The sequence below is a fragment of the Streptomyces sp. RB17 genome (genome assembly GCF_009604455.1).
GTDB lineage: Bacteria > Actinomycetota > Actinomycetes > Streptomycetales > Streptomycetaceae > Streptomyces.
The window spans coordinates 274,802-298,861 of the sequence record NZ_WEGL01000003.1; the positions used below are offsets into that span (position 1 = coordinate 274,802).

The window sequence follows — 24,060 nt, forward strand, 5'->3', positions numbered from 1 at the left end:
TCGGTCCAGATGTTTTTCGGACCGCTCCGTGAGATCACTTCCACTCTTCTAACCAGGGAACACGCCCTCGAATCACGCACCGCGAAGCCGGCCGCGCATCCGCGGCGCACGATGGACGCGACCCCGCCGGCTGTACACCCCCGTGCCCCCCGGGTGCTTCCGGCTCACCCCGGCACCGCCAGTTCGAACCAGACGGTCTTTCCGCTCGCGCCGGGCCGGGTGCCCCAGCGGCGCGAGGAGCCGGCGACGAGTTGCAGACCGCGCCCGCTCTCGTCCTCGTCGCGGGCGACGCGCTCGCGCGGCGGGTCGGGCAGCGGGTCGGACACCTCCACCAGCAGCGCGTCGTCCAGTCCGACGGGACGGACGAGCCGTACGCCGATGGGGCCGGTGGCGTGCCGCAACGAGTTGGTGACCAACTCGCTGACGAGCAATGCGGCGAGGTCGGCGAGGCAGCCGAGGTCCCAGCCGTGCAACTGGCCGCGGACCGCGGCACGTGCGGTGCGTACGGCACCCGGTTCCGCGGGAAAGGTCCACTCGGCGCAGTCGCCTTCGGTGTCGATCACGCCGATCACTTCCCAGGCCAGCGAGCCCCCACCCATGTCCGGTTTCGTGGGGTTAATGGGCACATACCCGATATCCAGGAGGCAGTACCGCGCGAGAGGGCGCACAGTGGCACGAACGGCGTAGGGGGCGCTCAGCGCAGACCGGTGACGAGCCGGGGTGAGACTTCACGGACCGCCGGGACGTCCTGGTCGAGCCAGTCCACCTCCCAGATCCGGTCCGGGGTCAGCCAGCGCAGCTCGTCATGGTCCTGGAGGGGCCTCGGCGCGGGCGAGCCGGGGCGCAGGCGGGCGGTCCACACCTGCAGGACGTACGGCTCCCGCAGCGGCCACTCCCCCGGCACGCGCTCGACCGCTTCGGCCTCGACGCCGAGTTCCTCGCGCAGTTCACGGACCAGGGCGCCCTCGGGCCGCTCGCCCGGCTCGACCTTGCCGCCTGGCAGCTCCCAGCGGCCGGCCAGGTCGGCGGGTGCGCTGCGGCGCGCGGCGAGCAGTCGGCCGCCGTCGAGCAGGGCGGCTCCCACCACCACGATCCGGTCCGGGCTGGGTGTGCCGGGCGTCATGGGCGTCGTCATGGGCCGGAGCCTACGGGAGGGCGCGCGTGGTCAGTTGCGGACGCCGTCCCCGTTCTGGCCGATGCGCTCGACCCAGTAGAGCTGTTTGTGCCCCCGGTCATCGAGGCTGTCGGCGATCCGCTGGGCCTCGGCACGGGTCGCGTACCGGCCGACGCGGTAGCGGTTGCCGTTGTCGTCCTGCCGTATCACGATCCAGGGCAGAGAGACGGTCCCCTCACTCATGGTCCCCACCACCCGAGCCGCTCCTTCTCGCACCACCCCACCCGCTTCCAGTCGAGGGCCCCCACCGTGCCCCGCCTAAGGAAACCGCAATACGCATATGCCCGAGCGTACGCCCAACCTTTACGCAGCGAACACGCCTTTTCACAAAGAGGTATGCAACCAGCCAGAACGCGGGGGGCGCACAGAAGCAAACGCGCCGTCGTGAGCGCCGCTGTCCCGAGTCGCGGGCATATCCGTGTGACCCCAGTCCACCAGGGAAAACGGCCGAATCATGGCGCCCGGCTCACCGGAGGCCGGAGGCCGCACAGCCGGACATCCGCCGCCAAGGTGGTCCGAGGGTGTGCGCTACCTCACTCAGGGGGCGCACACCTGCCCGAGCACGGCGGCGCCCCCCGGTGGAGTGATGGGCAGATCCGTTCCAGGCCATCTGCCGATTGCCACTGGTCAGAAGGCCGCCCCTGCGGCCGGACCGGAACAAGTCTGCCAATCACCACGCTCGGCGACGGGCCGGCGGCCGCGGATCCGACGGCCCCGCACTTCCGGCCTCGCCGTCCCGCACCCGCGAACCCCGGCGGTCGGCACCCTGCGCCTGTACGACCCACCGCCCGCACCTACGGCCCGCGCCGAACCCGGGGGCCTCTCCCACCCAGGGCCCGTGCCGTACGGCCCGTCCGGCTACTCGCCCCCGCTCCGGACCGACCCCCGGCCCCTGGCCCCCGGGGCCCCCGGCCCCAGTCCCACCCCGGACCGGCCCCCGCCCCGAACCCTCCTCACCGCACAGGCAAGTGATAAGCCACCCGATACCGATCCGCCGGAATCACCACGTCCGCCGTCTCCACCGGGCGGCCGGAGGCGTAGTACGTGCGCTGGACGACCACGACCACATGGCCGGGGACGCCGCCGAGCGCGTGGAGTTCCTCGGCGAGGCCGGGGCGGGCGCCGACCTCCTCGGTGACGTTGTCCACGATGACGTCGATGGCGCGCATGCGCTCGACCACGCCCATGCCGCCGAGCGGCCCCTCCTCGGGCAGCATCACGGGGGTGCGGCCGGTGACGGCGAGGGGCTCCCAGGAGGTGGAGAGCATCATCGGCTCGCCGCCCTCCCGGAACAGGTACTTGGTGCGCATGACGCGTTCCCCGGCCTCGATGCCGAGCCGCGCGGCGATGGCGGCCCCGGCCTCGGCCTGTTCGCTGCTGGACTCCCAGGTGCCGCGCACCGAGGCGTCGGCCTGCTCCTGCCGGAAGGGGGTGGCGCCGCCGGACGGGCGGTATCCGGAGCGGGCCACGCGGCGGGGCACCGGGCGCTCGCGGACATACGTCCCCGAACCGGAGCGGCCCTCGACCAGGCCCTCGGCCATCAGCACCTTGCGGGCCTCCAGCGCGACGGTGTCCGAGACGCCATACTCCTCGCGGATGCGGGCCTGGGAGGGCAGGCGGGTGTGGGGCGGCAGCGAACCGTCGACGATCTTCTTGCGGAGATCACCCGCGACACGCAGGTACGCCGGCTGCTCACCGAAAGTCACTGGCCGCTCCCATCAGGTTGTACAGACAGCAACAGCGTGGCAACCGTGGGTTGTGCCATGCAAGCGAAGGCCAGAGAATCACCCGATGTGATGACCTGGGGGATGGGAAGGCTTTACCCAGGCACTTTCTCCCTCATAGATGCGCTCACCCGGCGGTGCTCACACCTGTACGCCCCTGTGACCCCTGCGCGTGCGGGCAAGGTGGCCGATATGGCTCTTCCGGCTGGTGGGGGCCAGGAGGCGGGGCTGGGACACCGGTACCGTGCTCATGTGTCGAGCGGGGGCGGCGCGGGACCGGTGAACGGCCGGTGGCCGGGCCGACGTACGACGCGGTGAATGGCGATCGGGGCACGAACGGGGGCGGAATGCGGGGGGACACCCAGACCCGGAGCCGGGTGGGCGGCGAGGTCGTCCGGGCGGTGAACGGGCTCACCCAGCGGTGGGCGGCGACGGCACGGAACGGCACGGTCACGTCGGCGGCCGGGGTCTGGCCCCTGCTGGCCTTCCTGGCCGACGGCGCCGCCGGCCCGGCGCGGGTGGAGCTGAGCGAGGCTCTCGGTCTGCCGGCGGATCAGGCGGCCGGTGCGGCGCGGGAGTTGCTGGCGGCGCTGCGGTCGGTGTCCGGGCTGGACGCGGCCCTCGGGCTGTGGACGCACCAGGCGCTCACCCTGCGGGAGGAGTGGCGGGGCGGGCTGCCGGCCGGAACGTACGGGGTGTTCGGGGACGACCTCGTCACCGCGCAGGAGCGGCTGGACGCCTGGGCGGCCGAGCGGACCGGCGGGCTGGTGGAGCGCATGCCGGTGACGCTGACCCGGGAGGCGCGGCTGGTGCTGGCCAGTGCCCTGGCGCTGCGCACCACCTGGCGGCAGCCGTTCACCGAGTTGCCGTTGCGGCCCGGCTCCGGCCCCTGGCAGGGCCGTACGCTGCGCGGACTGCACCGCCGTAGCGTCCGTCCGGACCGGGTGGGGGTGGCAGGCACCCCGGACGGCTTCGTCACGGCGCTGACGGTCCCCGGCGACAACGGCATCGACGTCCATCTGGTGCTCGGCGAGGAGCACATGACCCCGGGGCAGGTGCTGACTGCGGGGGTGGGGATCGTGGCGCGGGCGCTGCCGCTGACCGGGGGCGGCTCGCTGCCGCACGGGCACGTGGGGCCGGGCCTGTACGTGGAGCAGCAGCCCGCCGTCGAGCCGGAGCCGCTGATGCTGGATGTGCGGACGGTGGCGTACGAGGTGCGCGCCGACCACGATCTGCTCGCCCTGGCGGGGCTGTTCGGCCTGACGGCGGCGACGGACGACCGGGTCGGGCACTTCCCGGGCGTCAGCGACCATCCGCTGGCCGTCGGTGAGGCCCGCCAGTCGGCGGTGGCCCAGTTCGGTGCGCTCGGCTTCCGCGCGGCGGCGGTGACGGCGATCGCGCAGAGGTACGGCAGCGCCCCGCCCCGGTACCGCTACGAGTCCACGGTCGTCCGCGCCGTCTTCGACCGCCCCTTCGGCTTCCTCGCCGTCGACCGCGAGTCCCGGCTGGTGCTGGTGGCGGGCTGGGTGACGGATCCGGCGCCACATCCCGTCAGGAACGTCCCGGGCGCTGTTCCTCCAGGACTCTGACACAGCGGACGGGCAACCCGGCCCGGGCCTCGCGCTCGGCGTCGGTGAACTCGGCGGCGAGGGCCCGCCGGGTCTCCAGGACGGTTCTGCCGGCTCAGCCCCGACACCCTCCTGGTCGTCCGCCCTCCCCGGCCAACTGGCGTCAGGAGCAACTGAGTTGGCACTCTACCCGCTCCTGCGACCACACCGCTACGCTGAGCGACGTGACATCGTTGGTCCGCCGGAGGTGAGCAGTTGGGCACGACAGCGCATGGCGGCAGCAACGCGCCACGGAAGGCTGCGCTATTCGTTGACTTCGACAACATCTATCTCGGCCTGCGCAAGTTCGCCACGGAAGCCGCCGAAGCCTTCGCGACGCGCCCGGCCCAGTGGATGAACTGGCTGGAGACGGGCAGCCATACGGCGACCGCTCCTCCCGGGAACCACGCCCGTCGGTTCCTCGTGCGGAACGTCTATCTCAACCCCGGACCCTTCAGCCAGTACCGCGCTGTCTTCCAGACCCGGTACGACGAGTTCGTCATCATGTCGGCCGATGCCGACTTCACCCCCGTGCTCCGGCGGCTGCGCGCACAGGACCGGTGGACGACGGTCGTGACGGCGGGACTGAGCGCCCCTGCCCTGGGCGCGAACTGCGACACGCTGGTGACACCCGAACAGCTCGTCGCGGCCGTCCTCGGAGAAACCCTCGAATCTGCCGATACGTCACTGGACTACGTCCCCGCTCCCCAGCGGGCTCCCTCCTCGCCGGCCCGCGAGTTCACCGGCGAGCGGGCACCGGCCGGCCAGCCGAGCGGCGACGTCGACGCCGTCGCCGTGGCGATCCGCGATGCCGTCCGAGGCACCCATCGCCCCCTCGCGGCGGCGACCGCGGCACAGGCAGCACTCACCGTGGACCCGGAGATCAAGACATCCGGCTGGTACGGCGCGGGATCGTTCCGCGCCTTCGTCGAACGCCACCTGCACGATCTGCGATACGAGCCCGCGGGAGCCGGCTACGTCTTCGATCCGGCGCGCCACTCGCCGGACGGCGTACCGAGCGACGAACGGATCGAGCCCGACCCGTACCTTCAGCGGGTCCGCACCGTGACGACCGTGACCGGCGTACCCGCGCTGCCGTCACAGGCATACGGCACCCTCTTCCGCGCCCTCACCCGGGATCTGCAGGAGCATCCGTTCCACCTCACCAAGACGTCCAAGCGGGTGCGCGACCAGACGGACCTGCAGGGCACCCCGGTCCCGCGCAACGCCATCAGCTTCGTCATCAAGGGGCTCACCTACGCCAAGCAGAACCTGACGGATTCCGCCACCGCCGAATCCCTGGCCCACGCCTGGGCCGACAACATCTACACCCTGTGCGCGAACGAACAGATGCCCCTCACGGACGACGACCGAGAGGCGATCCGGGCGTGGGTGACCGGCAACGTCGGGCCCGAGGGCACGTGACGAGGATCCGACGCGGGATCGGGAAAGGGGCCGGGCTCCGGGGAGCCCGGCCCCTTTGTACGGGGGCGCGGCGGCTCAGTCCTCCTTGTAGTACCAGTTCTCCGGCGCGATCATCCCGAAGGGGTTGACCGGACCGAAGCCGCCGATCTTGCGCGAGACCTCGAAGAGCCGGATCGGGAAGTTCGGGGTGAAGATCACCGGAACCTGTTCGGCGATGTAGTCCTGGTAGTCGTACAGCGCCTGCAGGTCGTCCGTGGTCACCGAGCGCTCGATGAGCTCGTCGGCGCGCTCGTCCGTCCAGTGGCCGAAGTTGCCGCCCGCGTCGGTCTTGAAGAGGATCTCGCCGCTGGGGTGGTGGTACACCCAGCCGCCGTTCCAGCAGCAGATCTCCCACAGGCACGGGGAGTCCGGTCCGGGCACGCACGGTGCGTCCTCCGCGACCAGGACCGAGCCGTAGACCTCCTCGAGGCGGAGTTCGATGCCGGCCTTGGCCGCGTCCTCCTTGTACTGGCGCATCAACGCGGTGAGCGAGGGTCGGCCTTCGACGTAGCGGATGAGGACACTGAGACGGTGGCCCTCCGGGATGCCCTCGCCCGCCTCGCCGGGTCCGGTGCCGGGCCGGACGCACACAGCCGGGGTGACGCCGGTGTCCCAGCCGTTCTCCTCCAGCAGCCGCTTGGCCCGTGCGGGGTCGAACCGCAGGGGGCCGTTTCCGTCGCGCAGGGCCGGCGATTCCACGCCGGTGTCCGGGTAGCGCGGCACGGGGCCGTCCTGCCGGTAGGCGTAGCCCTGGTAGATGTCGCGGAGCGCGCCGTCCTGGTCCAGGCTCAGCTGGAGCGCCTGCCGCAGGTAGGTCTGGGCGAACAGCTTGCCGGTGACGGTCGGGTTGTTGAAGTTGAGCGACATGTACCGGATGCAGTACGCGGTCTGCGGGACGAGCTGATAGGTGTCGGCCAGCGGGTTCGGGCCGCCCGTGGTCGGGTCGTCGGTGCCTCCGGAGGCGAAGCTCAGCGGCAGGTAGCCGACCTGGACGGCGTCCGGGTCGCCGCGCAGGAGTTCGTACTGCTCCTCGTCGGACATGGTCGGGATCTGCCGGAACTCGTCCAGGTAGGGCTTGTTGGGACCGGAGTAGTGCTCGTTCGGGACGAAGGTGACGATGCCTTCGAGGGTGTAGCTCTTCAGCCTCCAGGGGCCGCTGACCACGCTCCAGACCGGGCTGTCCGCCCACCGGGTGCGGTGTTCGTTGCCCTCGTCGCAGATGTCGCCCTGCTCGGCCATCAGATAGTCGTAGACGGCCTCGACGTCGTCCAGCCCGCCGGAGGCGTCGGCCGGGCCGTCCGCGGTCCGGTCCCAGGCCTTGGGCAGTGGGGTGATGGTGCTGAGCTGGTTCTTGAGCACCCACTCCTTGGAATAGACCTTGTCGAAGGTGAAGTAGACCTCGTCCTCGGCGGACTTGCCGTAGTCGGTGAGGTTGTCGGGGAAGTAGCCGGGCACGTACTCGCCGTAGAACTCGCCCTTGACGGCCATGAGGTTGACCCAGAACAGCACGTTGTCGGCGCACAGGCTCTCGCCGTTGGACCACTTCCAGGGTTTGATCTTCACGTGGACGGTCAGGCCGTCCTCCGACCACCGCGGCGGCTCGCCGATGCTGAGGTCGTAGTTGATGTCCGGAGTGCCGTCCGCGCCGAAGTAGTAGAGCGTGCGGTACATCAGGGCCTGGAATTCCAGGATGTTGCGTGTGCCCATGCGCTCGGCCGGGGTGAACGGGAAGATCACGGCGGGCGGGAAGCCGGGGGCGCAGGCCCAGGTGACGACGCCGCCCTTGCGGGGTGTGCCGGCGGTGATGTCGACGGGCGGGGTGAGTGCGGTGGTCACGGTGTGTTCTCTCCGGTCGAGGCGCCCGGGGCGGGCGCGGGGGCGGATCCCGTCGATCCGGGATCCGCGGAATCGGATGGGCCGGGCCCGTGTGCGTGGGGACCGGGGCCGGCTTGGGCGCCGGGGAGTTCCTCCAAGTACGACACGCCGCTCGCGGCGTGCTTCCCGTACCGCTGCCAGGTCTCCGTGAGCCGGATCCGCCCGTCGTCGAGGACCTCGGGGACGCTGCGGCAGCTGCCCGCGACGACCCGGCCGTCGGTGAGGACGACTCCGTAGACGAAGTCCAGTCCCCCGTCCTCGGCGACGGTGCCGGTCAGGGTGCCCCGGCGGGCGTCGCCGCCGGAGAACTCCCCCCACAGCAGGTCGTCCCGCTGGTGGTAGACCGCCTGCCGGGCCGCCTCGTGCTCGTCCGTGCCGACGGGGCGGAACCGGCGTCCGTCGTAGTCGATGGCCACCGCGTCACCCCTCGGTGGAGCCGGCGCCACCGCGGAGCTCCAGCGTGCAGCACTTCGCGCTGCCGCCGGACTTGAGGAGCTCGGTGAGCTCGACTCCGATCGGGTGGAAGCCGCGGTCGCGGAGCTTGTCGGCGAGCTCGGTGGCCTGGGCGGCCATCACGACGTTCCGGCCGTCGGAGACCGCGTTGAGGCCGAAGACCTCGGCGTCGTGGTCGGTGGCGATGACGGCGTCGGGGTAGAGCTGCTCCAGGCGTCGGCGGCTGCCCTCCGAGAAGGCGGCCGGGTAGTACATGATCTCGTCGTCGTCCAGGACGGCGAGCGCGGTGTCCAGGTGGTAGAAGCGCGGATCGACCAGGGTCAGGCCGACGACCTCGCGGCCGAAGACCTCCTCCGCCTCCACGTGGGATCGCAGGGCGGTGCGGAAGCCGGTGCCGGCGAGCACCCGGGTGCCGGTGAACAGGTAGTCGCCCTCGCCCTCGTTGACGTGTTCGGCGTCGTGCACCCGGTAGCCGCGCTCGGCGAGCCAGTCGCGGTACGCCGGTCCCTCGGCGGCGCGCTGCTCGTAGCGGAACTTGGCGGAGAGCACGGTGCCGTCGATGACGGTGGCGCCGTTGGCGGCGAAGACCATGTCGGGCAGGCCCTCGACGGGGTCGATCAGCTGCACGTCGTGGCCCAGGCCGGTGAGGATGCCGTGCAGCTCGTTCCACTGGATCAGCGCGAGCTCGGTCGCGGTGGGCTTCTCCGGACGCATCCACGGGTTGATCGAGTAGGTGACGTCGAAGTGGGTGGGGCGGCACATCAGGTAGGTGCGGGTGCGGGCGGTGCGCGTGGTGGCGGACATGGATGACCCTTCTGGGGACGTGTGTGACGGATGGTCGGGGTGAGGCCGGGCGGTCCGGGTGGGAGGCACCTCGGCACCGGCGGGGCGGCCGGGTTCCGGCCGCCGCGCCGGCGGTGATTCCTGTGGAGCGCTTGTCGCGAGTGGTGCGTCAGTCCTCGAACGTGACGGTGATCTTCTGGGCGAGGCCGGTCATCGCCGCGTAGGCGGACTCGAGCGAGTCGCCGGTGGTGCCGAGGAACCCGAGGATGGTGTTGCCGTGCGGAGGACGCTTGATGACGTCCCCCGGCCGGGCGGTGATCTTGAGGAGGAAGACCCGCTCGTCCTCGCTGACGTCGGCCGGCACCTCGACGTGGCGCACCGTACCGGCCTCGCTGATCAGGCACATGGCGGTGATGTGGGTGCCGGTGGGCGTGTAGTGCCGGACCTGCGGAAGGATCCCGGCGCCGATGTCGGCCACGGCGCGGATCGGGTCGTGCCCGGCGGTGAGCCGGGCGATGGCGTCGAGCCCGCCGCCGCCGACCCTGGCGGCGATCTCCAGGATGTACGGCTTGCCCTGGTGGAAGCGGACCTCGGCGTGCATCACGCTGCGGCGCAGGCCCTGGGCGTGGGCGGCCGCCTTGACCACCTGGTGCAGCTCGGCGAGGTCCTCGGCGCCGAGCGAGGTGGGGGCGTGGTGGACGTCGTCGTCGAAGGTCTCGCCCTCGCTGGTGATGCGGTCCACCACCGACCCGAGGTAGACCTCGTCGTCCCAGGCGACGGCCTCGACGAGGAACTCCCGGCCGTCCAGGAAGGATTCCACGAGCAGGCCCTGCGGGCCCAGGTCCAGGCCGTCCGCCTCGGAGACCGCCCAGAACATCTCACGGATGCCCTCCGCGGCCTGGGCGTAGCGCAGTTCGAGCTCCGCGTCGTCGTCGATCCGGAAGACGAAGTTGCTGCCCGCGCCCATGGTGGGTTTGAGGATGACCGGATAGCCGAATTCCGCGGCGGCCTCCCGGGCGGCCTGCAGGCTGTCGGCGAGGCGGAAGCCCGGGTGCGGCACACCGTGGCGGGCGTGCGCCTGCCGCATCAGGTACTTGTTGCGGCAGTTGACGGCGGCCTCGACTCCGATGGAGGGCAGTCCCAGGGCCTCGGCCACCGCGGCGACCGCGATGACGGCCGACTCCGAGAAGGTGATGACCCCGTCGAACCGCTCCTCGGCGTGCCAGGCGCGGGCCTGCTCGATCATCTCGTCGATGTGCTTGGAGCCGACCAGCCGGTAGCGCTCGGCCGGCCAGAAGTCCTCGGTGCCCTCCCCGTTGAGGACGTACAGCTCGACGCCGTGGTCCTCGACCTGCTGATAGCGGGAGTGGTAGTAGCTGAGGTACTGACGGGTCTCGATGGTCAGGAGCTTCACGATGTGGCTGCCTTTGCTGCGTCGGACGACCGGAGGGAGTGGGGGCGGGCGTAGAGCGAGCCGACGACCGCGACGGTCGCGAGCGTGCCGAAGGCGGCGAGGGTCGCGTAGCCCCGGACGACTCCGTAGTGGTCGCAGATGTAGGCGACCACCAGGGTCAGTACGAGGCTCACCGCCAGGCCCGCGCCGTTGGCGGCGCCGAACACCCGGCCCGCCCGGTTGTCGGGGATGTTGCGCATCAGCTCGGTACGGGCGGGCAGCCGGCCGAAGACGAACGTGAGGCCGGCCAGGAAGACGCCGGGAAGCAGGGTCCACAGCGCCAGCGGCTGGACGAAGGCGAGCCCGGCGCAGACGCCGTACCCGACCAGGATCAGCAGCCGGTAGTCGGCCTTCTCCTGGAGCCTCTTGTAGACGGCGATGCCGATGAGGATGCCGGTGCAGGCGAGGGCATCGGCGATGCCCAGGGTGGCGGCACCCTGGTGGAACCGGTCCACGACGACGACCAGCAGAAGGGTGTTGGCCACGGTGACGATGACGCTGCCGATGCTGAACAGAGCGGCCAGCCGGGCCACCGGCCCGCGCGGGAGCGCTTCGGCCGGGGCGGTCGCTTCCGTCTCCGGCGTCTCCGGGTCCGGCTCCGCCGTCCCGGCGGCCGCGGGGGCGGGCTCGGTGGCGGGCCGACGGCCCAGCGAGAACAGCAGGACGGCGGAGACCGCGAAGGTGGCGGCGTTGAAGAAGAAGAGCGGGGTCGCGCCGAAGAACTGCACGGCGAAGCCGCCCGCCACGCCGGAGAGCATGGTGCCGCCCTGGAAGGCGAACTCGTAGTTGGCGTTGAAGGGGCCGAGCCGCTCGGCGGGCACCCGCTCCTTCATCAGTGCCATGCTCGCCGGCATGAACAGGGCCGACAGCACGGCCAGCACGAGGTTGACACCGTAAGCGGCCGCGGTGCTGGTTCCGCCCAGCACCAGCCAGAGCGGCAGGAAGGCCGCGGTGAGCGTGCTGAGCACGTCGGTGGTGACGCACAGCGTGCGGCGGTCGAACTTGTCGGCCCAGCGGCCGAAGAGCACGGACAGCAGCACCTGGGGCAGTGCCACCAGGACGTAGACCCAGCCGACGGACAGGGTGGTACCCGAGTCCTTGTAGATCAGCAGCGAGGACGCGATCAGCTGGATGTTGTTGCCGAGGTTGGTCACGAAGACCGCGGGCAGCAGCAGCCGTTCGGTCCGCCGCCATGCTGCACCCGCCTCCTGCGGTGGGGTGCCGGCGAGCAAGGTGGTCATCAGCGGGTTCTCATTCCGAGGTGGGAGGTATACACCGGGCTCAGCCCAGGCGGGGCAGGGTGAAGGGGGCGATCCGCTCGGCCGGCGGGGCGGCCGGGTCGAGGTCGACGCCGGCCGCGACGGCCTGTTCGGCGGTGTCCACGAGGATCGGTGCGGCACCGGTGAGCACCGCCGCCGCCTGCGCGAACAGATTGCCCAGGTCCTGCGGGGCGGCCGCGCCGGCCAGTGCCGCCTCTGCGGCACCGCGCAGCCGGGCGATCTGCTGGACCACGGTGTCGGCGGCCTGGGCCGGGCTGAAGCTGCGCAGGCCGTAGGCGAGCGCGAAGCGGTCGGCGATGGCCGCGGCGCGGCGGCGGCCCTCCGGGCCGACCGGCAGCGTGCTGTCACCGCTCGCGCCGGCGGCCAGCTGCGCCAAGGCCGCGGCCAGGTCGTTCCACGGGGTGGTGAGGCGCTCGTCGACCAGGGCGCGGAAGTTCTTCCGGTCGAAGTTGGTGCGGTGGTGCTCGGGAGCGGTCAGCGCCAGGAAGAAGCGGGCCACGTCGCGCGGGGCGTCCAGCAGCAGCTCGGTGCTGTTGATCAGGTGCTGGCGCGAGGTGGAGAACTTGGCATGGTCGAGCTCGTAGAACTCGTTGCACACGTTGGCGGCCGGGGTGATGTAGCGGTCACCGTGGGCCAGCAGCATCACCAGGTCCATCAGGCCCCAGTGGTAGACGTTGTCGAAGCCGTGGAAGTACACCAGCTCGGCGTCCTGGTCCGCGCGCCAGTGGGCGTCGGTCTCGGTACGGATGTCACCCTGCCGACCGGCCGCCCACCAGGTGGCGTAGATCGAGGCGGGCATGGCTTCGATCCACGGGTAGAGGATCTGCCCCGGGGTCTCCTCGAACGGCGCCTCGATGCCCCACTCGCCGGGCACGGTGACCGGGATGTCCGGCAGCGGACGCGCGAGGATCTCGCGGACCAGCTGGGCGGCGTGCGGACGCCACAGCGGGCTCACCCGGGCGAAGTGCTCCTCGATGCGCTCGCGGTACTCCTCGGCCGGCAGCACCCAGATGGTGCACTCGCGGTGGCTGACCGGCTCGTCCGGGTCGAGGACGTTGTACGGGCGGAGCAGCTCGGTGAAGTTGTTGGGGTGGCCGCAGCCCTCGCAGGCGCCGGCGCTGCTGGGCACCAGGCAGACCGGGCACTCGCCGCCGACCAGGCCGTCGTACAGGAACGTGCCCGTGGTCTCGGCGTAGGGAAGGCGTACGGTGCGCAGCCGGAGCCGGCCGTCATCGTGGAGCCTGCGGACGAAGTCGAGGACGGTGGTTCGGTAGGTGTCGTCGATCGGCGGCAGGCCGTCCATCGAGATGCCCATCGCGTGCAGCGACTTCTCGATGGCGGAGGTGGCGCCGGCCACCAGCTCCCCAGGGGTGACGCCCTTACGGCGCGCGCTGGCCACGACGTAACTCTGGCTGTCGTCGGTGCAGGTGGTGAGGACGACCTCGCGGCCGAGCGCGCGCTGGCGGCGGGCGTAGATGTCCGCGGACAGGTAGGGGCCGGCCAGGTGGCCGACGTGCAGGTCACCGTTGGGCGTGGGGGTGGCGGGGATGAGGATCACGGGACGGGAGCTGGTCATCGGCCGGCTCCGTCCGTGGCTCCGGCCGGGTCCCGGCCGTCGGCCTCGGTGCGGGCGTGCCGCTCGGAGAAGCCGCGGGCGAGGTCGGCGTCCCACCAGACGGCGTACATCTCGAAGTCCTCGTCGCCGCGGTTGACCACCTGGTGGCCCTGGCCGGGGACGAAGTGGACGATGTCGCCCTTGGTGAAGGGGTGGTACTCGCCGTTCACGAACAGTTCGGCGGAGCCGGTGACCGCGATCCATATCTCGTACTCGTGGTGGGCGTGTGCGCCGGACTCGGCGCCCGGGCGCACCAGGCACCACGAGCCCTCGAAGGGGGCGTTCAGCAGCGGCCAGGGCATCAGCCGCTGGGCGGCGAGACCGTTGTCGGGCTGGAGGCCGGCGCGGCGGTCGAGCCCGCGGATTTCCATGGTCATGACGGGGTGTTCCTCCTGGGTGGGGACGGGCCGGTCAGGCGGCGCGGGCCGCGGGCGCCCGTAGGACGCGCTGGTCGGCACCGCGGGCGCGAACGGCGAGCAGGTCGGTGACGATGTCGCCGGCCCGGGCGGCCAGCACGCTCAGCAGCGAGTCGGCGATGCCGTGGGTGGCCTCGTTGACGCCCTGCAGGTGGCAGGTGGCGGTGCTGCCCTCGGGAAGCTGGAGCCGGTAGTTGCGGTCGACCGTGATCGCGGCGGGGTCGGTGATCCCGGCGGATGCGCTCAGGTCCCGGATCAGCCATGGCATGCCGCGCTCGAACCCGGTCCCGAGCAGCACGGTGTCGCAGCGGTGCTCGGTGACCTCGCCGGTGCGGCGGTCGGACAGGGTGAGGACCACCTCGTCGCCGTCCAGGACGGCGGCGGTGACGTCGGTCATGGTGACCATGCGGAGGCGCTCCTGGCCGGTGAGCTTCTCCAGGTAGGTCTGCTTGTAGAGGGTGTCCAGCATGGCCGGTGAGAGGCCGGCGTAGTTGGTGCGGTGCATCTCACGCAGCAGCTGCTCGCGGGAGTTCGGGGAGGTCCCGTGGAAGTCGTCGATGAAGGACGGGTAGAAGATCTCGTTGGTGAACTTGCTGCTTTCGTAGGAGTTCAGTCCGATGGACCGCATGATCATGGTGCACTCGGCCTGCGGAAGCCTCTGGTGAGCGGTCCACAGCATCTCGGCGGCGCTCTGGGCGGCACCGATGACGGACACCCGGCGCGTGCGGCGCTCGTCGAGGGTGGCGAAGCCCTCGGTGAAGCGGGTGCTGTGGATGGCCCGGTCGGCCGGCAGGTCCTTGAAGACCTCGGGGACGTGCGCGTCCCGGCCCACGCCGACCACCAGGTCGCGGCAGGTCAGCGCGGTGCCGTCGGTCAGGTGGACACGCCAGCCGGTGACCGCGCCGGAGGGGTCGCGCAGGGCCTGAGACCGGCTGACCCCCCGCCCGAAATCGATCTTGGTGTGGGTGAGGGACTCGGCGACCCAGGCGAAGTAGCCGGATATCTCCTGACGGTAGGGAACGGCGCTGCCCAGGTTGATGAAGTCGTCGAGCCTGCCGATGGAGTGCAGGTAGTTGACGAAGGTGAAGCGGCTGCGGGGGTTGCGCAGGGTCACCAGGTCCTTGAGGAAGGACACCTGGCTCTGGGCCCAGGGCAGCATCATGCCGCGCTGCCAGACGATGTCGTCGGCCTGCTCCAGGATCAGCGTGCCGGCCGCCACCTCGGCGGGGGCGAGTTCCTCCAGCGCGATGGCGAGGGCGAGGTTGGCGGGGCCTGCGCCGACCAGAAGGGTGTCGATGTCGAACGCGGTCACTCGGGTCTCCTGATTCGGGTGCGGGTTGCGAAGGGTGCTGCGGGGCCGGTTCGGGCGGCCGGGGCTCCGGGGTTGGGGGGGACGCCCCGGCGCCGGTCAGGTCAGCCGAACCGCCGACGCGGCCTGTGCGGCGTCCAGGACGGCGGCGCAGGACTCGGGATCGGGTCCTTCGCCCACCAGCAGGGCGTAGCGGCTGAGGTTGGCGTAGCCTCCCGGCGGCAGTCGCAGGGCGGCGCCGTCCGGGGTGATCTGCTCGGCTTCCAGCAGGCCGGGTGTGCTGCCCGGGGCGGGCAGGGTGACTGCGGCGACCGTGCCGTCCACGGGCGGGTAGCAGAAGCGGATGCCGACGGTGGCGATCCTGGCCGGGGTGAGGTCGGCGGCCCGCCCGCGGGCGGTTTCCACCGCCACGTCGGCCGGGTCGATCCCGGTGGCCAGTCGGCCCACGTACGGGATCAGGTCACCGCCCAGCCGGGCGTTGACCTCGACGATCGCCGGCCCTCGGGAGCTGAACTTGACCTCGGTGTGGGTCATCCCGGTGGAGACGCCGAGGGCACGATGGGCGCGTTCCAGGGTGTCGAGCAGGACAGGGTCGGTGAGCAACGGGTCGTCGGCGGAGACGGTGTGGCCGGTCTCCTCGAAGTAGGGCTCCAGGCCGACGGACTTGTGCGCGACGAACATCGGCCGGTACTCACCGTTCAGGACGGCGCCGTCGATGCTGATCTCGGGACCGGTGAGCATCTCCTCCACGAGGACGCCGCCCTCGAAGTCGGGGTTGCCTGCGCGGCCGGCCTGCTCGGCGGTGGCGAAGGCGGAGTCGAGGGCCGCCTCGTCCTCGACGCGGACCACTCCGATGCTGGCGCCCATGCCGCGCGGCTTGACCACGACCGGGTAGCCGAACCCGGCGGCCGCCTCGCGGGCCGCCGCGAGGTCGGTGACGAAGGCGAACCCCGGCTGGACCAGGCCGGCCTGGGTGAGCAGGGCCCGGGTGCGGGACTTGTCACGGCAGTTGAGGGCGCCCGCCACGGTGAGGCCCGGCAGCTCGAGGGCTTCGGCGATATGAGCGGTGGCGACCACGAGGGTCTCGTCGTACGACATCACCCCCGCCACCGGGCGCTCGGCGGCCACCTGCCGGGCGGCCTCGACGAGCGCGGGGACATCGGGGGTCATCCGCTCCGGGTGGAGCTGGGGGACCACGGTGTGGCCGGTGACGTGGGCCAGCTGCCAGCCGGGTTCGGCGGCGTCCAGCAGCCAGACCGGGTGCTTGCCCGCGGAGGACAGCAGGTACTCGCGGTAGCGCTGCACCCCGCTGCCGACGACCAGGATGAGGCCGTCGTCGGGGGTGGGACCGTCGGTGGTCATCGGGTCTCCAGTCCGCGCGCCGCGGTGAGGCGGCGCAGGTCGTCGGTCAGGTCGGTGAGGTTGCGGCGCAGCAGCGGGCCCAGGTCGGTGCGGGCCAGTGCGCGGTCGGCCGCACGCAGGGTGCCGGGGCCGGCGGCGTAGCGGGGGTAGAGATACCGGACGAGGAGAACCGTCAGTCCCTCGCGGCCCTCCAGCGCGGCCGGTACGTCACTGAAGAACCGGTCGGCGTACTCGGCGGTCCGGGCGGCCTGTTCGGGTTGCCAGAAGCCTTCGGCCAAGGACCAGACGGTGTGGTGCGACAGCGTCCGGTCACCGGTGACGGCCTCCCAGGCCGCCTTCTTCGCCACCGGGTCGGGCAGCGCGGCGCGGCACTTGGCCGCCCACTGGGCCGACTGGCCACCGGGCGCGGCCGCCTCTGCGGCGGCCAGGTCGTCGGCGTCCAGCCCGCCGAGCACGGCCAGCCGGTACCGGATGCGCCAGGCGAGGTCGGCGTCCAGGGGCACACCCGCGGGGAGTACGGCCCCCGGGGCGAGCCAGCCGTGCAGCAGCTCGGGGTCCGCGGTGCAGTCGACCAGAGCGCGCAGGGCGGGCAGGCCGAGGCCGGGGGCGGTGGCCGGGTCGGACAGCAATCCGCTCAGCCCCGCGCACAGGGCGGCGAGGGCCTGGTCGCGGGCCTCCGGGGCGAGGTAGCGGTCGGCGATCTCGGTCCGGGCCTGCCGCAACACCTCGGTGAGGATGGGAAGTTCGCGTTCGGTGGCGAGTGCCGCCACGGCCAGGGTCAGGTAATCGGCGGCCGGGTAGCTGCCGTCCTGGACGGAGAGCAGCAGGGAGCCCCAGACCATGGCCCGGTTGAGCGGGTTGAGGCCGGGCAGTCCGGCGGCGAGGGCGGGGGTGGCCGAGGCGTCGTAGCGGACCTTGGCGTAGGCGAGGTCCCCGTCGTTGAGCAGCAGCAGCCCGGGAGCGGGCAGGCCGGTCAGGGCGGGCAGCGGGGTGCGGGCGCCGCGGACCTCGGCCCGTACGACGGTGCGGCCCTCCGGTCCGTACAGCCCGATGTCGAGGGTGTGGTCGCGCAGGACGGGGTGGGCGGCGGGGGCGCTCTGGAGGATCTCGGCGGAGGCGATCCGACCGTTCTCCGTACGGACCACCGGTGTCAGGGTGTTGACGTCCGCGGTGGCCAGCCACTGCTCGGCCCACTCGGTGAGCCCGGCTCCGGCGGCCTCGCCGAGGGCGGCGAGGAAGTCCTCGGTGGTGGCGTTGGACCAGGCATGCCGCTCGAAGTAGCGGCGCAGGCCGGCGAAGAGGACCTCGTCGCCGAGGCGAGCGGCCAGCTGCCGGAGCACGGCGGATCCCTTGAAGTAGGAGATCCGGTCGAAGGCGAGCTCGGCCTCGTCGATGTCGGCGGCCGTGCCGGCCACCGGGTGCGTCGTGGGCCGCTGGTCGGCGGCGTAGCCCTGGCCCTTGCGGCCGACCGCGAACGACATGCGGGCGCCGGTGAACCGGGTGGCGTCGGAGGCGACCCGGTGGCCCATGTAGTCGGCGAACGACTCGTTCAGCCACAGGTCGTTCCACCAGCGCATCGTGACGAGGTTGCCGAACCACATGTGGGCCATCTCGTGGGCGATGACCACGGCCCGGTCCTCGCGGTCGGCGCCGGTGGGCTCCGATTCGAAGACGAACTGGTCCCGGATGAGCACACAGCCGGGGTTCTCCATGGCCAGGTTGCCGAACTCGGGGACGAACACCTGGTCGTAGCGGGAGTACGGGTAGCGGACCCCGAACAGCCGGTGGTACTCGTCGAGGCACTGTGCGGTGATCTCCAGGATCTCCGGATGCTCCCGTTCCAGGGCGTCGGCCAGGGAGGCACGGGCGTGCACCCCGAGCGGGATGCCGTCGTGCTCGGCGTGGTGGGAGACGTACGGCCCGGCCGCGAGGGTCATCAGGTACGTGGGCTGGGGCGGGGTGGGGGCGAACCGCCAGCGGTGCTCGTCCAGCCGTTCCGCGTGCCCGGTGCCCAGGACCCGCCAGTGCGCGGGCGCGGTGACCCGGAGGATGAGAGGGGCCTTGAGGTCGGGCTGGTCGAAACAGGCGAACACCCGCGGCGCGGCGTCGACGGCGCAGTGGGCCCAGACGTAGGTCTCCCCGTCGGCGGCGTCGACGGTGCGGTGGATGCCCTGGCCGTCTTGGGAGTACGCCATGTCGGCGACGACGGTCACGGTGTTCTGGGCCCTCAGCCCGGTCAGCCGGATCCGGCCGTCGGCGAGGGCGGCGGGATCCAGCGGGCGGCCGTTCAGGACCACGGAGTGCAGGGTGGCCGGCCGCAGTTCCAGGAACGTGGAACCGCCGGGTGTGGTCGCGGAGAACGTGACGACGGTGGTGGACCGGAAGACGGTGTCACCCGTGGTCAGGTCGAGTTCCACGTCGTAGGTCCCGAGCTTTGTCGCGGAGGCGCGCTCCTGCGCTTCCCAGTGCGTGAGGCGTGTCATGTGCGGCCCTCAGGGTCCCTCGGTTTCCTCTGCCGAAATTCCGGTATTAGTCCCAGTGGAAGTCGTCGGGTGCGGCATCCGCGGCGGTGACGGCCGGCCGGCTCGGGGATTCTGCGGCGGCCACGGCCGGCGCGGTGACGGCTACGACGGCGGCGGCACCGACGAAAAACAGAAGGACCTTGCGGAAACTGGAGTACATTTTTTGATTCCTGTCATGTGATCCATCGGCGATCCTGCCGGCGGATGGGTTCGGGCCTTTCGATGAATAGGTTTCCGGGGCGCCCCGGCACGGTCAACGAGACCGCAGGTGCATAATTTCGCGACGCACCTTCTCGCATGTTCCATCTGCCACTAAATGCCCCATAGCGGGCGAATCAGACAAGGGGCTGTACACGATGAGGCCGACCACAGAGGACGTCCGGCGGGTCGCCACCGCTCTGCCACGTACAGAAGAAGCGCTGGTCCGAGACCGGATCAAGTTCCGTGTTCGACGGATCGTCTATGTGGCGCTGTCCCGTGACGAGACCCTGATGGGCTTCGCCTTTCCGCGCGAGGAACGAGCCGACCTGGTGGCGGCGGAGCCGGACAAATTCCTGCTCCCCGGAGAGTCCGATATGCGGTTCAACTGGGTCGTCGCACGACTGGACGCACTGGACGTCACGGAGATGTCCGAACTGGTTGTGGACGCCTGGCGCATGTGCGTGCCGAAGAGCGTGGCAGCGGCCCACGCGGCTACCCTGCAACATTTCCCGGAGAGCTTGCCGGATTCCGATGCGCTGTGAAGAATCGGCACAATGGAATCAGTCGCACAAGTTCCCCAGGTCTTTGAAACGACCGCACTGTCGGCCGCGCAGGACAGGTCGGCGAAGCGGTATCTGGAATTCCTGCGGGTGCCCGCGCTCAGCGCCGGCCTGTACGTCCTGCCGGCCGACGGCACCGATCCCCAGCTGCCGCACCACGAGGACGAGCTCTACGTGGTGCTGACCGGCCGGGCCCGCCTCCGGGTGGGCGCCACGGATCACGCCGTGGCGCCCGGCTCGGTCTGCTACGTACCCGCGGAGGCGGCGCACCGCTTCCACTCGATCACCGAGGAGCTCCGGGTGCTGGTGGTGTTCGCGCCCGCCGAGACTCCCTACTCCTGAGCGGACGTTGTCAGTGCTTGCCCGCAGTCTCTCGGCGGCCGCGGCCTCAGGCCACGGCGCCGGTGACCCTGCCCAGTTCGGCGAGCTTCGCCACGCTGATCGACGTGGTCACGGCGTGGTAGTCCACCACCATGCTCATGACGGTGTCCTCGAAGGCGAGCCATTCCTCGCTGGCGTAGAACGCCTCCGAGACGGCCCGCCGGTCCTCCACGTCCTTGAACGCGCGGACCAGGAAGAAGCTGTCCTCGTCGGTCGAGGAGAGCCAGTGGCCGAGGACGTGGATGCCCCACTTCCGCATCAGCGGGACCGTCCCCTCGTCCGCCACCCGGTAGAACTCCGGCCCCGTGCCGGGCTTGAGCCTGAAGAACCGGATCTCCAGCATCCAGGGGTCGCGACCCTCGGTGAATCCCATGTGTTCCCACTCCCACGACTCGGCCCGCCGACACGCCGGTCGGCCGGCCATCCATCAGTTCCGTTGCTCGCGAGGTGATTTCACGTGAACCACTCCTCCAGCGCGGCCGGGCCCTCGCTCGCCCTGCTGCGCACCGCGGTCGCGGCCTTCGGCCGCTACACCACAGCCGAGGACTCCTGGACCGCGTTCCAGGCCGCCACCGCCCCCGGGGTGGACCCCGTCCTGCCCGGCCACCGCACCGCGCTGCTGCGCTGGCTCAATGCCGCGGGCTGCCGGATCCGCTACCCGAGGACCGGGGAACCCGACCTCTTCGGCACCGGAGTGGCCGGCTGGTGGAGGGAGTACGGCGAGTTGCTGCCCGCCGCCGAGGAGCGGCTGGTCGGCCTGGACGACGAGCGGATCGCCGCCGTCGGCGCAGCCTTCGCGGCCCTGAGCGCCACGCCGGCCTCGCTCGGCCGAAGGCCCCGTCCGCTGGGTCCGACCGCCGCGTCCAAACTGCTGCACGCGCTGCGTCCGTACGCGGTCATGCCCTGGGACGCCGCCATCGCCGCGGCCCTGCACCAGACCCGGGACGGGTCCGCGTTCGCCGCGCACCAACGCCTCGGACGCGCCTGGGGGCGGGCGGTGCTGGCCGAGGCCGGCGGACCGGCCAGGGCCATGACGCACGCGGACGCCGAGAACGAACTCGCCGCCGCCTTCGGGGCACCGGGAAGGCCGCTGGCCAAGATGCTCGACGACTACTGCTACCTGGTCTTCACGGCCGGCTCGGTGGAACCCGGGACGGACGGCACCGGCTCGGCGGGCGAAGCCGCCGCCGTACCGGCCATCGGGTAGAAGCGCTCCAGGAGCGGCCCGGTCATGAAGGTGGTGACCACTGCCATGGTGACCATGGCAGTGAACAACTTCGTGTCCAGCAGGCCCAGTTGCAGCCCCACCCCCAGGATGACCAGCTCGGTCAGCCCGCGGGCGTTCATCAGGATGCCCAGGGCCCGGGCCTCCCGGCGGGGCACCCCGGTGAGTCGGGCCGCTCCGAGGGCGCCGCCGAACTTGCCGACGATGGCGACCGCCGTGACCACCACGACCATCACCACCCCGCTGAGCCCCAGTCCCGCGAGGTCCACGGACAGCCCGGTCACGGTGAAGAACACCGGCAGCAGCAGCCTGCTGCTCTGCTCGATCCGCACGGGGACATCCGGCATCGAGCGGGCGATCTCCGCCTTCGGCACGACCGCGCCGAAGGCGAAGGCACCGAACACCGCGTGCAGGCCGATCTCCTGTGTGGCCCAGGCGGTGAGCAGGGCCCCGGCCACCAGTACGACCTGTCCCAGGCCTGCGTCGGCGATTCGTCCGCCCGGTGCCAGCAGTCGGCGCAGCGCGGGCCGCACCGCGTACACCAGGACCAGGAGCAGCAGCACCGACCAGCCCGCCATCCGCAGCAAGGAGCCCACCTCGCCGGCGCTCACCACGACGATCAGCGTGGCCAGCCCGCACCAGGCGATGAGGTCCTGCACGGCGGCACAGGCGAGCGACATGCTGCCCAGCCGTTCCCGGTGCAGTCCCCGGTCGGCGATGATCCGCGCCAGCACCGGGAACGCGGTGATGGACATGGCGGTGCCGAGGAAGAGCGAGAAGCCCAGCAGGGTGGGGGTGCTGCCGTCCGCGGTCACCGGGGTGTGCCAGGCGTACAGCCCGGCGGCCGCTCCCGCCCCGAGGGCGAACGGCAGGGCCACCGATCCCAGGGACACGGCGGTCACCTGACGGCCGACTCCGCGCAGCTGCCCTATGTCGAAGTGGTGGCCCACCCCGAACATGAAGAGCACCAGACCGACCTGAGCCAGTACCTGCAGGTACGGACGGGCGGCCGTCGGGAACAGGAGGCCCACCGGATCACCCGGGAACAGCCCGAGCAGGCTGGGCCCGAGCGCGACACCCGCGACGATCTCGCCCATGACGGCGGGCTGGCGCCACCGTTCGGCGAGCCGGCCGCACAAGAAGGCGGCGACCAGGATCAGGGCGAGCGCGGACAGCACCGGTCCGAGTACCGCATCGGCCCCACCGGCTGCCACATGGTGCGCGGGCGGGGTCATCGCTCCCCCGCCGGGGCGGACGGCACCGCCTCGTGGAACACGGCGCCCGCGTGGGCCCCGTTGGCGACGTTGACCACGCCTTCGCCGGACTCCACCGTGGTGGCCCGCGCGATGGCCCCGCCGTAGCCGTTGACCACGGTGAACACGCCCCACGCCACGGTCCACTCGCGGAGCACACCCTCGGCGTCGGGGAACAGCTCCGGGTCCGGGACGACCCGGCGCTGGAGGACGTACGGACCGTCGAGGGCCTCGGTCAGCCGCTCGCGCCAGATCTCCGGGGTGACCTCGTCCTGCCAGCCGAGCACCACGCCGTGGCCGCCGTGCAGCAGGGTCGGCTTGAGGGCGAGGTCCTCCTGGTGGGTCAGTGCGTAATCCAGGAGGTCGACGCGGCTGCCGTCCTCCAACGTGACCTCGCCGGCCCGGACCATCCGGGTCCACGGCAGGATCCGGTCCAGGCTCTCGAGCTCCTCCGCGTCGAACAGGTGGCGGTTGGCCTCGTCGGAGAGCATCGCGAGGGCGCCCTTGCTGGCGAACAGCTCCGAGTCCATCGGCGTGAAGATCTTGACCTCGCCGCGGTGGGCCGCGTCCAGCACCGGCTCCATCAGGGCCGCCGCCTCGTCGGACTCCAGCAGGTCCTCGATGAGGAACATCCGCGAGATGACGTCGACCTTGCGCTCACCGAGCCAGACCCCGCCGTCGCGTATCTCCAACTGGCCGATGTGGCAGGGGTGGGCGTCCAGGCCGAGGGCCTGCCAGCGCTCGCAGAACTGCTCCATGTACGGCGCCAGGCTCTCGAAGCTGCTGGGCCAGTCGGTGAGGGCGACCACCGGCCGCGCGCCCGGCGCGAAGCCGGTTTCCACCAACATGTTGTTGACCTGCTCCCGCATGGTGTCCACATACGTCAGGCCGCGGCGCTCGGCGTACCGGGACAGCACCGGGTGCTCCAGCAGGGCACGGGCCATGTCGGCGTTGTCCATCCCGCCGAGGGTGCTGCCCATGTTGAACTCGAGCAGGCGCAGCCCGGTGGAATCGGCGTACATGTCGGCGCGGGCCTGCCGGGTGACGGACGTGCCCCGGCTGCGCAGGATGGCGGAGACCTGGAGGTCGGTCATTCCCACTGCGGAGGCGAAGGCGGCGAGGTCGCCGCCGAAGAGCCGGTCGGGAAGGCTGACCAGGACCGTCCGCAGGTTCTCCAGGTCCGCGGCGATGCGGGCCTGCTCCTCGTGCCCGAGGAACAGCGGGCGGGAGAGAAAACGGCCCTGGTAGATCGAGTTGAGCAGCTTGGACTCAGGCTGGGAGCCGACGAGTTCCGCGGCCGTGGCGCCGCTCTCGGCCACCTCGGCCAGATACTCCTTCGTCAGGGACACGCGATCCATGAATGTGACCTCTCGTAACACCGGGATTCGACGGGGGAATTCGCT

23 protein-coding genes are annotated in these 24,060 nt (G+C 71.4%); 5 read left to right on the forward strand and 18 right to left on the reverse strand.

Going from position 1 to position 24,060, the window contains the following annotated elements; all coding sequences use genetic code 11:
* Window positions 1-164: 164 nt before the first annotated feature.
* The 4 genes from SRB17_RS14895 to SRB17_RS14910 all read right to left on the reverse strand — a co-directional run bounded on the left by SRB17_RS14895 (window position 165) and on the right by SRB17_RS14910 (window position 2,880).
* The gene (locus tag SRB17_RS14895) at window positions 165-599 is read right to left on the reverse strand and encodes an ATP-binding protein (protein ID WP_153538785.1); all 435 of its coding nucleotides are present in this window, start codon (window positions 597-599) and stop codon (window positions 165-167) included.
* Window positions 600-694: 95 nt separating this feature from the next.
* A complete protein-coding gene (locus tag SRB17_RS14900; protein ID WP_416237056.1) occupies window positions 695-1,135 on the reverse strand; it encodes a (deoxy)nucleoside triphosphate pyrophosphohydrolase in 441 nt (146 codons plus the stop codon).
* Window positions 1,136-1,165: 30 nt separating this feature from the next.
* Complete coding sequence (locus tag SRB17_RS14905) at window positions 1,166-1,357, reverse strand: SPOR domain-containing protein (RefSeq protein ID WP_153538787.1); 192 nt, start codon at window positions 1,355-1,357, stop codon at window positions 1,166-1,168.
* 770 nt (window positions 1,358-2,127) lie between these two features.
* Complete coding sequence (locus SRB17_RS14910; protein ID WP_323375555.1) at window positions 2,128-2,880, reverse strand: GntR family transcriptional regulator; 753 nt, start codon at window positions 2,878-2,880, stop codon at window positions 2,128-2,130.
* 365 nt (window positions 2,881-3,245) lie between these two features.
* Between SRB17_RS14910 and SRB17_RS14915 the strand changes: the two genes are divergently transcribed.
* On the forward strand, window positions 3,246-4,487 hold the full coding sequence (locus SRB17_RS14915) for a serpin family protein (protein WP_153538789.1): 1,242 nt from the start codon (window positions 3,246-3,248) through the stop codon (window positions 4,485-4,487).
* Window positions 4,488-4,721: 234 nt separating this feature from the next.
* Window positions 4,722-5,930, forward strand: coding sequence for an NYN domain-containing protein (locus SRB17_RS14920; protein ID WP_153538791.1), 1,209 nt, complete (start codon window positions 4,722-4,724; stop codon window positions 5,928-5,930).
* A 75-nt stretch (window positions 5,931-6,005) separates the two neighbouring features.
* Here SRB17_RS14920 and SRB17_RS14925 read toward each other — a convergent pair whose 3' ends face one another.
* The 11 genes from SRB17_RS14925 to SRB17_RS14975 all read right to left on the reverse strand — a co-directional run bounded on the left by SRB17_RS14925 (window position 6,006) and on the right by SRB17_RS14975 (window position 19,197).
* Window positions 6,006-7,805 (reverse strand): ABC transporter substrate-binding protein, encoded by a 1,800-nt coding sequence (locus SRB17_RS14925; RefSeq protein WP_323375557.1) that lies wholly within the window; start codon window positions 7,803-7,805, stop codon window positions 6,006-6,008.
* Window positions 7,802-8,260 (reverse strand): hypothetical protein, encoded by a 459-nt coding sequence (locus SRB17_RS14930; RefSeq protein WP_228396073.1) that lies wholly within the window; start codon window positions 8,258-8,260, stop codon window positions 7,802-7,804. Before SRB17_RS14930 ends, SRB17_RS14925 begins: the two co-directional genes overlap by 4 nt.
* A 4-nt stretch (window positions 8,261-8,264) precedes the next feature.
* Entirely contained in the window at window positions 8,265-9,101 is an 837-nt protein-coding gene (gene ddaH / locus SRB17_RS14935) for a dimethylargininase (protein ID WP_153538794.1), read from the reverse strand.
* Window positions 9,102-9,249: 148 nt separating this feature from the next.
* A complete protein-coding gene (locus SRB17_RS14940; protein WP_323375558.1) occupies window positions 9,250-10,494 on the reverse strand; it encodes an ATP-grasp domain-containing protein in 1,245 nt (414 codons plus the stop codon).
* The gene (locus SRB17_RS14945) at window positions 10,491-11,774 is read right to left on the reverse strand and encodes an MFS transporter (RefSeq protein WP_153538796.1); all 1,284 of its coding nucleotides are present in this window, start codon (window positions 11,772-11,774) and stop codon (window positions 10,491-10,493) included. The genes SRB17_RS14940 and SRB17_RS14945 overlap by 4 nt, the downstream gene beginning before the upstream one ends.
* Window positions 11,775-11,814: 40 nt before the next feature.
* Window positions 11,815-13,389 (reverse strand): class I tRNA ligase family protein, encoded by a 1,575-nt coding sequence (locus tag SRB17_RS14950; protein ID WP_153538798.1) that lies wholly within the window; start codon window positions 13,387-13,389, stop codon window positions 11,815-11,817.
* Window positions 13,386-13,805: a cupin domain-containing protein gene (locus SRB17_RS14955; RefSeq protein ID WP_416237057.1), complete on the reverse strand. Its 420-nt coding sequence runs from the start codon at window positions 13,803-13,805 to the stop codon at window positions 13,386-13,388. The genes SRB17_RS14950 and SRB17_RS14955 overlap by 4 nt, the downstream gene beginning before the upstream one ends.
* Window positions 13,806-13,839: 34 nt before the next feature.
* Complete coding sequence (locus SRB17_RS14960; RefSeq protein ID WP_323375560.1) at window positions 13,840-15,156, reverse strand: SidA/IucD/PvdA family monooxygenase; 1,317 nt, start codon at window positions 15,154-15,156, stop codon at window positions 13,840-13,842.
* Window positions 15,157-15,252: 96 nt separating this feature from the next.
* Window positions 15,253-16,515, reverse strand: a complete 1,263-nt coding sequence (locus tag SRB17_RS14965; protein WP_153538800.1) for an ATP-grasp domain-containing protein — start codon at window positions 16,513-16,515, stop codon at window positions 15,253-15,255.
* Window positions 16,512-18,998 carry an aminopeptidase N gene (gene pepN, locus SRB17_RS14970; RefSeq protein ID WP_153538803.1) on the reverse strand — a complete coding sequence of 829 codons (2,487 nt, stop codon included), beginning with the start codon at window positions 18,996-18,998 and terminating at the stop codon, window positions 16,512-16,514. The genes SRB17_RS14965 and pepN overlap by 4 nt, the downstream gene beginning before the upstream one ends.
* Before the next feature lie 46 nt (window positions 18,999-19,044).
* Complete coding sequence (locus tag SRB17_RS14975; RefSeq protein WP_153538805.1) at window positions 19,045-19,197, reverse strand: hypothetical protein; 153 nt, start codon at window positions 19,195-19,197, stop codon at window positions 19,045-19,047.
* 196 nt (window positions 19,198-19,393) lie between these two features.
* On the opposite strand from SRB17_RS14975, the gene SRB17_RS14980 reads away from it, so the two are divergent.
* Complete coding sequence (locus SRB17_RS14980; protein WP_153538807.1) at window positions 19,394-19,780, forward strand: MmcQ/YjbR family DNA-binding protein; 387 nt, start codon at window positions 19,394-19,396, stop codon at window positions 19,778-19,780.
* 12 nt (window positions 19,781-19,792) lie between these two features.
* Window positions 19,793-20,140, forward strand: a complete 348-nt coding sequence (locus SRB17_RS14985) for a cupin domain-containing protein (RefSeq protein ID WP_153538809.1) — start codon at window positions 19,793-19,795, stop codon at window positions 20,138-20,140.
* A gap of 46 nt (window positions 20,141-20,186) precedes the next feature.
* On the opposite strand, the gene SRB17_RS14990 is transcribed toward SRB17_RS14985, so the two are convergent.
* Window positions 20,187-20,552, reverse strand: a complete 366-nt coding sequence (locus SRB17_RS14990) for an NIPSNAP family protein (RefSeq protein WP_194294016.1) — start codon at window positions 20,550-20,552, stop codon at window positions 20,187-20,189.
* 84 nt (window positions 20,553-20,636) lie between these two features.
* On the opposite strand from SRB17_RS14990, the gene SRB17_RS14995 reads away from it, so the two are divergent.
* The gene (locus tag SRB17_RS14995) at window positions 20,637-21,386 is read left to right on the forward strand and encodes a hypothetical protein (protein ID WP_194294017.1); all 750 of its coding nucleotides are present in this window, start codon (window positions 20,637-20,639) and stop codon (window positions 21,384-21,386) included.
* On the opposite strand, the gene SRB17_RS15000 is transcribed toward SRB17_RS14995, so the two are convergent.
* On the reverse strand, window positions 21,296-22,639 hold the full coding sequence (locus SRB17_RS15000; RefSeq protein WP_153538813.1) for a cation:proton antiporter: 1,344 nt from the start codon (window positions 22,637-22,639) through the stop codon (window positions 21,296-21,298). The two genes, SRB17_RS14995 and SRB17_RS15000, sit on opposite strands and share 91 nt — an antisense overlap.
* Window positions 22,636-24,015 carry a hypothetical protein gene (locus SRB17_RS15005; RefSeq protein ID WP_153538815.1) on the reverse strand — a complete coding sequence of 460 codons (1,380 nt, stop codon included), beginning with the start codon at window positions 24,013-24,015 and terminating at the stop codon, window positions 22,636-22,638. The genes SRB17_RS15000 and SRB17_RS15005 overlap by 4 nt, the downstream gene beginning before the upstream one ends.
* Between the last annotated feature and the right edge of the window lie 45 nt (window positions 24,016-24,060).

What these genes read in the sequence shown, in the direction of transcription:
- SRB17_RS14950 (WP_153538798.1), bottom strand. Translation starts at nt 13,389, where the DNA reads ATGACCAGCTCCCGTCCCGTGATCCTCATCCCCGCCACCCCCACGCCC.
- SRB17_RS14980 (WP_153538807.1), top strand. Translation starts at nt 19,394, where the DNA reads ATGAGGCCGACCACAGAGGACGTCCGGCGGGTCGCCACCGCTCTGCCA.
- SRB17_RS15000 (WP_153538813.1), bottom strand. Translation starts at nt 22,639, where the DNA reads ATGACCCCGCCCGCGCACCATGTGGCAGCCGGTGGGGCCGATGCGGTA.
- SRB17_RS14945 (WP_153538796.1), bottom strand. Translation starts at nt 11,774, where the DNA reads ATGACCACCTTGCTCGCCGGCACCCCACCGCAGGAGGCGGGTGCAGCA.
- SRB17_RS14905 (WP_153538787.1), bottom strand. Translation starts at nt 1,357, where the DNA reads ATGAGTGAGGGGACCGTCTCTCTGCCCTGGATCGTGATACGGCAGGAC.
- SRB17_RS14990 (WP_194294016.1), bottom strand. Translation starts at nt 20,552, where the DNA reads ATGGGATTCACCGAGGGTCGCGACCCCTGGATGCTGGAGATCCGGTTC.
- SRB17_RS14915 (WP_153538789.1), top strand. Translation starts at nt 3,246, where the DNA reads ATGCGGGGGGACACCCAGACCCGGAGCCGGGTGGGCGGCGAGGTCGTC.
- SRB17_RS14955 (WP_416237057.1), bottom strand. Translation starts at nt 13,805, where the DNA reads ATGACCATGGAAATCCGCGGGCTCGACCGCCGCGCCGGCCTCCAGCCC.
- SRB17_RS14900 (WP_416237056.1), bottom strand. Translation starts at nt 1,135, where the DNA reads ATGACGACGCCCATGACGCCCGGCACACCCAGCCCGGACCGGATCGTG.
- SRB17_RS14975 (WP_153538805.1), bottom strand. Translation starts at nt 19,197, where the DNA reads ATGTACTCCAGTTTCCGCAAGGTCCTTCTGTTTTTCGTCGGTGCCGCC.
- SRB17_RS14965 (WP_153538800.1), bottom strand. Translation starts at nt 16,515, where the DNA reads ATGACCACCGACGGTCCCACCCCCGACGACGGCCTCATCCTGGTCGTC.
- pepN (WP_153538803.1), bottom strand. Translation starts at nt 18,998, where the DNA reads ATGACACGCCTCACGCACTGGGAAGCGCAGGAGCGCGCCTCCGCGACA.
- SRB17_RS15005 (WP_153538815.1), bottom strand. Translation starts at nt 24,015, where the DNA reads ATGGATCGCGTGTCCCTGACGAAGGAGTATCTGGCCGAGGTGGCCGAG.
- SRB17_RS14895 (WP_153538785.1), bottom strand. Translation starts at nt 599, where the DNA reads ATGGGTGGGGGCTCGCTGGCCTGGGAAGTGATCGGCGTGATCGACACC.
- ddaH (WP_153538794.1), bottom strand. Translation starts at nt 9,101, where the DNA reads ATGTCCGCCACCACGCGCACCGCCCGCACCCGCACCTACCTGATGTGC.
- SRB17_RS14985 (WP_153538809.1), top strand. Translation starts at nt 19,793, where the DNA reads ATGGAATCAGTCGCACAAGTTCCCCAGGTCTTTGAAACGACCGCACTG.